This window comes from Dehalococcoidia bacterium (assembly GCA_041649635.1).
Lineage (GTDB): Bacteria > Chloroflexota > Dehalococcoidia > E44-bin15 > E44-bin15 > JAYEHL01.
This window is the reverse complement of record JBAZMV010000001.1, coordinates 80552-92772: the sequence shown is the minus strand read 5'-3', so window position 1 is coordinate 92772 and position 12221 is coordinate 80552. Positions and strand designations below refer to the sequence as shown.

At 49.8% G+C, this 12221-nt stretch carries 13 protein-coding genes; 2 read left to right on the top strand and 11 right to left on the bottom strand.

What is annotated here, in order from left to right:
• Positions 1 to 42: 42 nt before the first annotated feature.
• The 10 genes from WC562_00445 to WC562_00400 form a co-directional block, all read right to left on the bottom strand.
• Positions 43 to 951: a hypothetical protein gene (locus WC562_00445; GenBank protein MFA5054632.1), complete on the bottom strand. Its 909-nt coding sequence runs from the start codon at positions 949 to 951 to the stop codon at positions 43 to 45.
• A 29-nt stretch (positions 952 to 980) separates the two neighbouring features.
• The gene (locus tag WC562_00440) at positions 981 to 2489 is read right to left on the bottom strand and encodes a hypothetical protein (protein ID MFA5054631.1); all 1509 of its coding nucleotides are present in this window, start codon (positions 2487 to 2489) and stop codon (positions 981 to 983) included.
• Positions 2489 to 4225 (bottom strand): type II/IV secretion system ATPase subunit, encoded by a 1737-nt coding sequence (locus WC562_00435; protein ID MFA5054630.1) that lies wholly within the window; start codon positions 4223 to 4225, stop codon positions 2489 to 2491. Before WC562_00435 ends, WC562_00440 begins: the two co-directional genes overlap by 1 nt.
• Before the next feature lie 24 nt (positions 4226 to 4249).
• A complete protein-coding gene (locus tag WC562_00430) occupies positions 4250 to 5980 on the bottom strand; it encodes a type II/IV secretion system ATPase subunit (protein ID MFA5054629.1) in 1731 nt (576 codons plus the stop codon).
• A gap of 63 nt (positions 5981 to 6043) precedes the next feature.
• Positions 6044 to 6763, bottom strand: coding sequence for an ATPase domain-containing protein (locus tag WC562_00425; protein MFA5054628.1), 720 nt, complete (start codon positions 6761 to 6763; stop codon positions 6044 to 6046).
• A gap of 30 nt (positions 6764 to 6793) precedes the next feature.
• A complete protein-coding gene (locus WC562_00420) occupies positions 6794 to 7297 on the bottom strand; it encodes a hypothetical protein (GenBank protein MFA5054627.1) in 504 nt (167 codons plus the stop codon).
• Between the two features lie 3 nt (positions 7298 to 7300).
• On the bottom strand, positions 7301 to 7774 hold the full coding sequence (locus WC562_00415) for a hypothetical protein (GenBank protein MFA5054626.1): 474 nt from the start codon (positions 7772 to 7774) through the stop codon (positions 7301 to 7303).
• Positions 7767 to 8540 carry a hypothetical protein gene (locus WC562_00410; protein MFA5054625.1) on the bottom strand — a complete coding sequence of 258 codons (774 nt, stop codon included), beginning with the start codon at positions 8538 to 8540 and terminating at the stop codon, positions 7767 to 7769. Before WC562_00410 ends, WC562_00415 begins: the two co-directional genes overlap by 8 nt.
• A 140-nt stretch (positions 8541 to 8680) precedes the next feature.
• Positions 8681 to 9241, bottom strand: coding sequence for a flagellin (locus WC562_00405; protein MFA5054624.1), 561 nt, complete (start codon positions 9239 to 9241; stop codon positions 8681 to 8683).
• Positions 9242 to 9420: 179 nt separating this feature from the next.
• The gene (locus tag WC562_00400) at positions 9421 to 9630 is read right to left on the bottom strand and encodes a helix-turn-helix domain-containing protein (protein MFA5054623.1); all 210 of its coding nucleotides are present in this window, start codon (positions 9628 to 9630) and stop codon (positions 9421 to 9423) included.
• Between the two features lie 365 nt (positions 9631 to 9995).
• On the opposite strand from WC562_00400, the gene WC562_00395 reads away from it, so the two are divergent.
• On the top strand, positions 9996 to 10493 hold the full coding sequence (locus tag WC562_00395) for a GGDEF domain-containing protein (GenBank protein MFA5054622.1): 498 nt from the start codon (positions 9996 to 9998) through the stop codon (positions 10491 to 10493).
• A 68-nt stretch (positions 10494 to 10561) separates the two neighbouring features.
• Here WC562_00395 and WC562_00390 read toward each other — a convergent pair whose 3' ends face one another.
• Positions 10562 to 10891 carry a hypothetical protein gene (locus tag WC562_00390; GenBank protein MFA5054621.1) on the bottom strand — a complete coding sequence of 110 codons (330 nt, stop codon included), beginning with the start codon at positions 10889 to 10891 and terminating at the stop codon, positions 10562 to 10564.
• Between the two features lie 555 nt (positions 10892 to 11446).
• On the opposite strand from WC562_00390, the gene WC562_00385 reads away from it, so the two are divergent.
• Positions 11447 to 12118 carry a response regulator transcription factor gene (locus tag WC562_00385; protein MFA5054620.1) on the top strand — a complete coding sequence of 224 codons (672 nt, stop codon included), beginning with the start codon at positions 11447 to 11449 and terminating at the stop codon, positions 12116 to 12118.
• The last annotated feature ends 103 nt before the right edge of the window (positions 12119 to 12221 follow it).

Here is a 12221-nt window from a genome sequence, read left to right as displayed (position 1 = left end):
GTCCTTCGGTTCACTCGGTTAAGATTAACATCGCGAACAGCCCTATTCATCAGGTTTCTTCACCTTGCCGAGCAGTCCCAGCCCCTCCTGAAGAATGTCGTTGACGTCAACCTCCTGCACCTGTTCAGCGAGTTTGCTCTTTTCGGTAAAATCGGAAGCGTTCGTGGCGAACAGATCCGCTAAATCACCAAGGCCTGATTTATCTTTCTGCTGCGTGTCCTCTTCCGTCTCTTCTGAATCCGAAGCCCCTTCAGCCGGCTCGGAGCTTGTCTGATTGTCCTCGGCGCCGCTTTCATCCTCTTTCATTGTTGTTTCATCAGGTACAATAGCGCCTGCCATCGGTTCCTGCGGAGTTTTATCCGCGTCCTTCGCTTCGTTTGCGGCAGCCTGCTCCCGCGGCGTTCCCGTACCCGTAAGTGCGGTACCGCTCGTGGAGTCGTCTTTCAAGTCTCTGCTCGGTGTTTGAGCCCCGACGGGGGCGATATTCTTTGGCTCAACCTGCTTTCTAATTTCGACGACCTCGATCTTCTCGCCCTTCTTGCGCGGGGGGCCGGTGACCACTTTCATCATTTTCCGCTCCCCTTCGGGCGTTTTGCCTGCCGGCGGTTCCTGGCGAGGTTTTTCCATGCGCCTCATTTCGGTTGTTGCGGCTACTGTCCCTGTTGCCTGTGTCTCCGGTTGTTGAACTTTAGCTACCGGCGTAGGTTTCAAAGGTTTATCGACTAAAGAACTAGCTTGTTCTTTAGTATCAGGGCCGGTCGAACTCTCCAATACAGGCCGGCTTTCGGCTTTCTTCTCACTCACTGATGCCTCCCGCCGGCCGCCCTGGCGCTTCCGTTTCCTGGTGATCTTTGAAGAGGATCGTCTCAAATATTGGATAGCCGCTATGGTGAGCGCTATCTTCAAGCACAATCCGAAGCATATCAGTACTGCTATCAGTGTTGTATTCATAATCAACTCTTCCTAATCTGCATTCTCAATCACCACATGCTTTTGAACAACATATCTACCAGGGATGGGACTACAAGAATGACTATACCTGAGATTGACCCGGTGAGAGCCAGGTAAAAGACCAGCTTCATGGGGTGGCCTCCGCTCACCGCGTGAATAGAAAAGGAGTTGGCTATAATCATTACGAAAACGACAATAATAATAAAGACATAGAAGAGATCCAGCAGCGCCGGGTCCTGGCCGAATAGACCGAATGACGGAATAGAGACGGGGATGTTACTTTGAGTAGCTCCCTCCGACGGCATTAGCCTCTCGATAATTTCAGTAAAACTCACAAAAACGGAATATACAAACATGATCAATAAGGAAAGCACGCTGTGCATGGCAATTGTAAGCCATGTGAAACCAGCGGATATCTGGCTTCGCTGCGCCCGCAGAAGAGATACTTTCAAGGCGAAAGCGCTTGCTTCATGTCCTACTTCCTGCGGCTCGCCACCCAGGGTAATCCCGTCCCAGAAAGTTGTTACGCTGCGGTTTATCAATTCAGATCCTGTTTCTTCTACAAAGCTTCTCCAGCAGGCATATGCGCTTATACCGGCGACCAATCGGGTGTGAAGCAGGCTCACATCGTCCTTCAGGATTCCCAGCGAACGGAAATCGAGCCGGCTGATGGCCTCGGCGGCGGTGGCTCCTATGGCCTGCATTGTTCCGCCCACAGATCTCAGAAAACTGGCGATATCGGAGTCGCGCTTTGTCACTTTTCTATCATCCGACATGGCTAACAGCCCGACAGGCAGGATAAAGGCGCCGGCAACAATCAGCATAAGACCTAAATCAACTTTCATGACAAACAATAACATTACAGCGATGACTGCTATCGGGATAAGAAGTTTCGCCAGGCTCCTGGCTAATTCCTGTTCTTTGGAGCGGATCGGAAACGAATGGTTCTTAACTTCTCTTGGAGATGTGCGATACAGGAACCATGAGCCTACTATAGAAGCCACTATGCTCAGAACTATCATCGAAGCCAGGAACGTTACCGATACTACACCAAGCATCAGGGTCACCACACCCATGACGGAGATCAGCGCCGGCACCAGCATCAACGCTACATAGCCGTCGGCCCACTTCTTCACGAGGTCAAGCCTTCGTTCGTAAGAGTTACCGTACGTCTCCGAAACGATGGCTGATTCCCGTGAAAGGAAGCCGGTGATATCCTCTCCTGATGACAGGGCGCCCGAGAACCGCAGCAAAAATGCTTTAATTGCCGGGTCTTTAGTCTTTTCTCCTACTATCCGGCATGCCTGCGAATAGTCGTGGTTGAACATCTTGGCCACGAAGTCGACCCTTCTGAAGTAACGCGTGGCCGAATACGGTAACCTGGCGGCTTGATAGAACATTCCGCTTCTCGATATGCCCGATGTAGCGATTGCCGCCATATATGCCAGCTGGCAAAAGAAGTCCACCTCCAACAGTAAAGCGTCGAAGTTCTCCTCTTTTTTCTTGGTTTCTTTTTTCTTGAAATTGGGAAACTTCATTAGAAAAGCCCCTGCCTTTGTGCTTTGGACAATACTTCAAGAACCTCGTAAAATCCGGTGACCCCCTTTTCCTTGTGCAACTTCTCTAATATTTTCGCCCGCCTCTCCATCTCTGCGTATACGTTCTGCCTTTTATGAACCGAGATGCCAATCCTGGGGGCTACCTTGTTCTCAAGGACGTGACTGGTCATATATCCTGTGAACTCAAAGACGTCCTTCGTCTGGTCCCATTTGAAACTCTCTACAAAGGAAAAGGCTTCTGCAACAGGATCGTAACTCACTATTTCGGCGATTCCTGTAAGTCTCCGCCCCTTCCTGCCGTTAGGCAGTTTTACCTGGCTGGTCAGAATAACCACGTTAAGGCTCTCCACATAGTTCTTAGGAACCAGAATGGGATCGCCAGTGATACGCTGGATCAGTTTCTCCACCGATGCCGCGTGGAAGGTGGCCATGACAGAGTGTCCGGTCTGCATTGCCTGGAACGCCACGTTTCCTTCCTTGCCCCGGATTTCGCCCACAATTATCACGTCCGGTCTCTGCCGCAATGCTGCCCTGAGCAGGTCAAACATGGTGACCGCACCGCTGGTGTCATCGGCTCCGGCGGCCTTGGCTACTTCTCTGAGCCAGTGCTTGTGGGGCACCTGCAGTTCAGGCGTGTCCTCAAGGCTGACCACCTTGGCCAGCGGTGGAATAAAGGTGGTCACCGCATTCAGCAGAGTGGTTTTTCCGGAGGCGGTCTCACCGGATACGAAAACGTTCATTCCACATCCTATAGCCAGTGATAGATAAGAAAGCATCTGGTAGTTAAGGGTGCCGAACTCTAACAGTTCGAAAACAGACAACGGGGTTTCGCTGAATTTACGGATAGTGTAATTAGAACCGCGCCTGGATACATTCCGTCCGTAGACGATATTTATGCGTGATCCATCGGGAAGGACTGTATCCTGGATGGGCTTTTTATTGGTAACAGGTCTCTTCACGCGTTCGGACAGCCATATCACGTATTCGTCAAGCTCCTCATGTGTGGAGAAGGTAATCGTGGTTTTCAGACTCTTGAAAATCTTATGTTCAACAAAGAGATTACCCGTGCCGGAACAGCTGATGTCTTCTATATAAGGATCCTGCATCAAAGGGTCCATAACCCTCATGCCAAGCTTATCGCGGACAAAAAGATACCGGAGCGCATCCAGTTCCCTTTTTGTCACCTTCAGTTTTGGTACGGCAGGGCCTCCTTTGCGCAGAAAACCGACATTTCTATCCAAGATGCTTGATTTGGATGCCTGCGCGTCAACGCTGACCACCAAGTCTAATATATCCAGGAGCTGAGCCTGCTTGTCTCCATCAGGATCGATGCGTGGAAGCTTGGTGCGCAGTGCCAGAAGTTTGACCTCCATCTGTTGCATCAGGTCCTTGAGGCCTTCCGTTGAAGGCTCTATCGGTATGTATTGATGTCTGACATCGGTGTTGCTAAATAAAACATGTATGAAAACGCCTTTGAAGTGGGCCGGGTAGATGTAATTAGGCTGTTTGCTATCACCCATCTTACGCGTCAGCTCCGGCACGTACTCCGGCATGCCGACCTCGGACAGCGGCAAGCCGCTTATATAGTCGAACACATGCGGGTGTTCCCGGCAAACGGCCCTCAGCGATTCCGGCATCGCTTCTTCGATGTCACGGCGCCGTAATACACTATCGCCCGGTCTTTTTTCTATTGAAGTTTGAGTGGTTGTCGTCATATCGCTACCTCGCGGCCGGCGCCCCTATAGTTGTCCTTCCCTCTGCGCTTTGCCCAGCACGTCGAGCACCTCGTAGAAACCGGAAACCCCTTTTTGTTTGTGCAGAGTCTCCAGAATAGCAGCCCGTCTCTTTAGCTCGGCATATATCTTAGTTATCTGGTTGGCTGGAATCCCTAACATTGGGGCGATCTTATATTCCATGATATAACTGGTCATGTAGCCGTTGAACTCAAAAGTATCGGTTACCTCATCATGGCGAAAGGCTTCCGTGATATTGAAGCTCTGCGACGCAGAGTCCCATCCTACGATTTCCGCAATACTAGTCAACCGGCGTGCCGTCTGTCCGTTAGGTAACCGCACTATGCCCATGAGCACGACGATGTTCAGGTTGTCGAGATATGTCTTGGGCACCAGGATGGGGTCTCCGGTAATTCGCTGAATGAGTTTCTCAATGGTGGACGCGTGGAAGGTGGACATAGCCGAGTGTCCGGTCTGCATCGCTTGAAACACCACGTTTCCCTCTTTGCCTCTGATTTCTCCCACGATGATCTCGTTGGGTCTCTGCCGCAGCGCCGCTCTGAGCAGGTCAAACATGGTTATCGCTCCGCTGGTATCATCGGCCTTTGTGGTCTGGACCACCTCTCTGCACCAATTCTGCTGAGGCACCTGCAGTTCGGGGGTATCCTCGATGGATACGATCTTGGCCTGCGGGGAAATGAAGACGGTCAGGGCATTCAGGAGGGCGGTCTTGCCTGACGCAGATTCACCGGCGATGAAGATATTCATGCCGTTGCCGATGGCGAGGGAAAGGTACGCCAGTATCATATAATCGATGGTGCCGAATTCCACTATATCGAAAATAGACAGAGGCACCTCGCTGAATTTACGAATACTGAAGTTGGAGCCGCGCTTGGAAACGTCGCGGCCGTAGACGATGTTAATCCGTGACCCGTCGGGGAGAGAGGCATCGGCGATAGGCTGTCTGATCGTGACCGCCTTGCCTACCCGCTCGGCCAGTCGAATAACGAATTCATCCAGTTCATCCATATTGGAAAAGGAGATTGTGCTTTTGAGGCTCCCGAAAATCTTGTGCGCAACGAACACGTTCCCTAATCCCGCGCAGCTTACGTCTTCGATATAAGGGTCGGCTATGAGCGGATCGAGGACCCCCATGCGGACCTTTTCGCGTATAAAGAGATATTTTATCCCTTCAAGCTCCCTGCGGGTAACTTTAACCTTTTCCACGCTCTCGGTTTCTTTGGGACGCAGGAACTTGAAATACTTCTGCATCGGACTTTGACCGGCAGCTTTCTTGAAAGTGGTGACCTGCTCGACATATTTAAGAAGCTGTTCCTGCCTGTCCGCATAAGGATCGATGCCCGGTATGTGCTCGCTTATGGCTATGCATGCGTCCTCGACCTTTTCCATAATGCTGCTCAAGTCCACCGTTGTGGTTGGCTCGACAGCGATATAGTTGTGCATGTCGCCGTTTTCATCATACAAGATATGAATGAAGATGCCTTTGGCGCTGGTAGGATAGATAAGGTTCGGCTTTGTATCCTCGGACATCTTCCTGGAGAGCTTAGGCACGTATTCGGGAATTCCGATGTCGGCGCTTAATTGATTCACGTACTCGAGGAGGTGAGGGCTTTCTTCACACGCCTTTCTAAGGGCTTCCGAGAAAACCTGTCCGGATGGTGCGGTTTTCGCAGACCCTCTAGCCTTATTCTCCTCAACCTGAGGTTGCGCTACCATGGTTTATTCCGACCTCCTGCTGAATACAGCCTGAATCCCCGGCATTTCCAGCCAGTCCTCCGCTTATGCTTTGGCCTTGGAGAGAGGCATAATTTTCATACCTATCTCCGGCTCGACGTCAAAGGTCACCACGTTGCCGGTGCTCTGAGCCGCGCCTCTGACCTTTGCCACCTCGAGGGTCTTGACCAGCTTGTCGCCGACCTTTTCGATCATCAGCCTCAGATGGGCATCTGATGCCGACCTGACACGCATTAATACGCCGCTTTCCAGGGCATAGCTGTGAGTGACATTGACGACAGTCCTTCCGTTATCGCAAAAGTGCTTGCAGCGCTCTATGTAGTGCAGGACTTCCACATCGCTGGCGGTTGGAAGCATGGGGGTTAAAGAATCTACTATAATGAGCTGATACCGTTCATTTTTACCAATCGTCTCCAATATAGTCGCGAACGTTTCATTGACCTGTGTCCTGATATTTGACTGCTTCATAAAATAAACCTTGAGCCTGCCCAGCAGAAGATAGTCGAGAATGCCCAGTCCCAGACTGTCCATCTGGCTCACCAGGCTTTTTACCGTGTTCTCGGTGGTGAAGAGGATGACGCTGTAACCATCGTTAAGCGAGCCCCATATCATCTGCTGGCAGAGCACCGATTTCCCGGCATCCGATTCTCCTTCCACCAGTGTCAGTGAGCCGATAGGCAGGCCGCCGCCAAGTCTTCTATCTATCTCGGCGTGCCCCGTTGAGATGATCTTCTTTTTTTCTTTTTCATCATCCGGTCTAGCCATAATGATCTCCTGCACCTGCGGGATCAGCTTCTATCTAGTGACGAAGCATTGCGAGGTCACTCCGTTGGGCGTTGAGACAACTACACGAACGGTCTCTCCAATGCCTATCTCCGGCTCAGGGTTGGCGGATAAAGCCATAACTTCTTCAGGATTAAGAATATCGGGGTCGAATACTTCCGTCGCTCCCCCGGTCATAAAGATGTCTTCAATAGCCCACCCGCCTGATGCAGGGGGATAGGTGCCCGTATAGGAAAGATGGGAAGCGCTGCCGGATTGATACTGTATGATGATATCCCAGTTATTATAATCATATAGATTAGTGCTGCCTTCGTTCCCCACCTCTATATCTATTAATCCTCCCGAGTAGTTGCCGACGGCGCTGATCGCGGTTTCTTTTATGCTGTCGGACTGCGCCTCCATGTCCTTCCATGAATCGGCCAGGTTGTTTGCCGATTGAAAAATGCTGACCGTGATTATCAGGCCGCTCATGATGATTAAAACCATGACAACTATTGCAACCAGGATAGTATCCATCTCTTACTCCAGGCTGAAGGATGTCTCGTCAAAGATCCCGTTGGGGAGTACCATCTTGAAGGCGTAAACACCCGGATCCAGCGCCCCCGCAAGATGAATTGTAATTGAATTGGTGGCTGTTTTTTCCCAGGTAGTGTAGTCCCCTTCTAGATCGTAGCTCCAGTACGGCAGGGGCGAGCCGTCGTCTCCGTAAGAGATTCGGGAAACATTGCCGTATTCCCCGAAGAAAATGTCGCTGTTGGATATTCCCAAAATCCGTGACGTGCCAATATTCTTGACCCAGGCATCAACGCTGTCATTAACGGAACCGACATGTATGATTTCTATTCTGCTTGTGATTCGTTCGCCTATATCATCGGCGGCGTTGGTCATGGAATCGCCGCTTCTCTGCACCGCCGGGTAAACGCTGTTGAAGACGGCGAATGCCGCCGTGAGGCCGGCTATTATGAGCATTACCGTTACTATTATCTTATCCATGTTCCTCCTCCTCCTCAGACAGAATGGACAGCAAAGCCGCCTCAGTCTGATTGTCCTTGCCGAGGAGTGTGGTGATTCTCACCAGCGAGTCGAGAAAGGCCCTTGCCGAAACAGACTGCGAACCGTCCTCCCTGTCGATATTGATAAGCTTTATCATGATCTGCTTGAGCTGGGGCGAGAGCAATCCCATCAGTTCAGCAACATCTAGAATTGCCTCGGTCTTCTGATGCCCCAGTTTCTTGACGGATTCCTCTGCCCAATTCACCAGTCCGCTGACACTAATTAGATTTATTTCTCGGCCGGTGGTGTGTCCTCTATAAGTTCTGGCATTGATCGGGAAATCCTCCGGTATCTGCGCTTTTGCCACCTCCTCACGCGCTGCCGCCGGATACTTTTCCCCTGACGGTTCCTCTGCTTTGTTTTCCAACTCATCCGATGCTATCGCCGGCTCTTCCGCTTTATCTTCTACCTCTTCAGATATTTCCGACGGTTCCTCTGTTTTGTCCTGTTCTTCTCTTACCTCTGCACCACCGTGAGCCTCCGCGCCGGGGCCTACTTCACCAGCCGCAGGCGATTGTGCCGCAGGGGCTTGAAGGACTATTACTTGCTGGGAGGAAGCTGGCTGGGAGGGCGCGCCGAACGGGTTTTTGTCTTCCATGAATTTGGTTCTCAGATCAACCAGTACCGCCTGCACCTCGTTCTTAAGGATCTTGGTTTCCCTTTCCAGGTGCGCTATCCTCTCAGCCATTCTATCATCCGTCTTCATTGGAGTTTCCTCCCGAGCTATGTTATCTCTCTTTGATGGTTAGGAGTCAGCGGGGACTCCCGCTGACTCCTAACACTACCGCTAATTGCCTGTTTAAGTCAATACCGCGCATGCTTCAGATGCATGCCGTTTTCTCTGGATTAATGCAGGTTCATAACTGCGTCGATCTCACCGGGCAGCCATTTCGTGAACAGTAATGAAGCGCCCGTCTGCGGGATGATCTCTATCGTGAAGTATTCGTAAGGCTCCAGAACAAACCCTTCACCCTCTACGTCTATATCGATATCTACGACTTCGTTAGGGGCAAGCATGCCGCTGAATCCGTAGAGACCACCATCAGCGACGTCCAGCTCAATCTTTGTATCATCCTGTATGTTAACTGTGATATTATCGAGGTCAACGCTCTCACCCGTTAGCACTGTGCCGAGCTGGAAGGAGACGTTCGTCACTTGCTGCGATGTTACATTACCTAGGGCGTATATGCTGCCCAACACTTGCATGGATGCCGACGCCTCTTCCAGTCCGCTGAACACGGCCTCCTGGCCCTTCTCGGACGAGAAGACGCCTGCAGACAGAACGCTGTAAGCCAGAACCGCGGCTACGGTCACAAAGGCAATGAGTATGATGGCGGTCTCAAGGCCTGTGATACCTTTTTCACCCTTATGAAATTTTACCAGTGCTTTTGAAAACTTGCCATTCATTGTATTTCCCTCCTTTTTGTTTCCTTACTGTTTTTGGTTGCCGGGCTCTGTTTTTTGATACCGCCCGTCCGGCACCGGGCGATCCCTATAAACTATATGCCCTATTGGTCATATATATCTTTTCTTTCACATCTTATCCACCTCCTTGAAGAGATTTATTCATGATTCCTCTTTACTAGCTATCCGTTGCCCACCTTTGCATTGTTCTCTGCCAGGAAACGGGCGATTTCCTCTTGCTTAAACCTGCGGTCGCCTCTGGGGGCGATCCGGTATGATTGTATCCTTCCGTCTTTGCACCAGCGCCTCAGGGTGTTCGGATGTACGTGGAGGAGCCGGGCTACTTCATTCAGTGTCAGCATGCCGTCTTTCTGGGCGCCACCTTCCAACATCTCTATCATCTCCTCTCTATATAGCAATAAATTCCGAAGTCACCATATTTATTAATTTTTTAAGGTTTTTTAGATATTTGTAAATCTAAGTGCACCAATCTTAACTAAACTAAACTAACTATACAAGACCCAATAGTACTATATCGATTAGGAAATAGTAATAGGAAAGGAGTTCTATCACTTGCCGAATATAGCTATTGGGGTTGCGGCTGCTAGGAGGACGGGCTGTTTACCCTCTCCCTGTTTCATGGCTGGATATCTTGACAGGGGTAACGTGAAAAGAGTACGCTTTTACACATAATATATAATAGATTAATGATAGAGACGCAAAGGCGTCTTGGTGATTTTCTACAAGGATAAAGAAAATGAGCGGAACCGAGTGGTTTGATTCACTGACCGAACTGTTAAGCCGTCAAGGCGTTTTGGACAAACTGCGTGAATTAATCGCTCTTTCCGAGCGCTATAAGCATAATTTGAGCGTTAGCTTATTGGACATCGATCATTTGAACAGGATAAATGAACGTAATGGCCAGTTCATCGGAGATGCAGTTCTAGAGAATGTTGCCAGGATAATTCACCAAAATATCCGCGGCTCGGATATAGCGGGACGATATGGGGATGATGAGTTCATAATTGTTTTGCCCCGCTCCAATTTGTATGCAGCCATGGTTACAGCCGAGCGAATCCGAAATACGATTCAGAACGCTGAGATGAAAGACGCGGAAGAGAATATGTTCGCCGTAACTGTCAGTCAAGGGCTGTCCAGTTGGGAACAGGGTGAGGATGCAAAAGCTCTTCTCTCCCGTGCGGAGGAGAACCTCATCAAGGCTAAACAAAACGGCCGCAACCGAGTGGAAATGTAGCCGCCCTCAATAACAAATAAATCACGTAACCGGGGTGATTTATTCCGCAAATCAGGATTGGATTTTTCTCATTCGCCAGGGGTGTCTGTTTTATTACTGCGTGCTTGGGGTTGGCCTGGGGCAGCGGGCGAATTGAAGGGGTTTTCAGCTTCCAGATACTTTTCTCTCAGGTCAAGCAGGATCGCCTGCAGATCTTTCTTCAGTGTAGTGATGTCGCTTTCAAGACGTGCCAGCCTGGCGGTCAGGGACTCGTTTTCCTGCCGTGTCGAAGGGGACGATCCCGATGGTTTGCGAGCATACGCTGCGCCACCGGCGGTGGGTGGTGGGGTGGGTTTCCGCGTAACCTCAAATACCTGCGCGTCTATTTCTGCCTGAGAAAGCTCTTCATCACTGGGCATCAGTCATACTCCAACACCTTTGCTATTAGCTTACACTCATATTGCGCCTGAGCTAGAGCGATATCACATAGCTCTTCCAAAGAACCTTTTCCCGATTCCATAGTGTCGCTGGGCAGGTCACGTTGCCTGAATATCACTTTCGTATCCGGTCACTTATTTTATAACTATCTCGCGAAAAGGTAAAGCTCAATAATGATTTCGTTCTATAAGTCACAACAATATTCTTTGATGTACACTTCATAATCTTATAGTATCTATTTATCATATTCCACAGCCGATCAAGATTTTATATAATGCTTTTACTTGAAATATTTGACAAGTCTTAGTTTCTCGATATAATGGATATACTTTTCGGTGGTTAAGTATAGGTAAGTAAAGTTAAATTTAGGTAACTGTTGAAATATTGACACTTATTATGAAATGGCGGCATGGACATAAAGACTGATAGGGTTTAGTATAATAATGACTAGACTCTATTTTCCCTTGTTCACGACTTGTCTCTGTGATTTTATGGCAGGTGCTTTATAGTCAACGGATTTTATCAGAGGATGGCTGATGGATAAGATCAAGGTAGTGATAATTGATGAGCATGCGTTCTTCAGAGCCGGAGTGCGACAGATACTGTCTCAACAACCTGATCTGGAAGTATTGGAATGCGACCCAACACAGGATGGGCTTGAGTTTATTGAAGCTACTCTCCCTGATGTCGCTTTGCTTGGTTCCGACCTGGCTAGCCTCAGCGGGATTGAGTTGGGTAGAACGATTGCTCAACACTACCCCAATACCAAAGTGATAGTGCTAAGTCCCGATCCTGATGATGAGGTGCTTTTTGAAGTCATTAAGACTGCCGCGGCAGCCTGCTTGAGCAAGGGGGCCTCTGCCGACGATCTGGCTAATACTATAAGACGAACCTGCAAGGGCGAATATCCCATCAATGAGAGTTTGATGACCAGTCCTAAGGTTGCCAAGCGTGTATTAAACGAATTCCGCGGCGTCACTAAAACTATGGAAGGCCTGGCCGCTCCCCTTACCAGCAGGGAAACTCAGATTCTGGCCTACATCGCGGAGGGTAACTCAAATAAAGAGATCGCCCGTATTCTGGATATCAGCGAGCAGACGATTAAGAACCATGTTAGCGCTATTCTCCGTAAGCTTAATGCTAATGATAGGGCACACGCTGTGGCTCTCGCCCTGCGTAATGGTTGGATTACACCGGCAAACTTCTAAGCGACTCAGTAACAAAGAGTTTACACGTCTTCTGTCGTGGCTGTTACATGAAAGATTCCGCGTACTACCAGGCTCTTGTTATTTCATCTTTGCCGGACCGGGA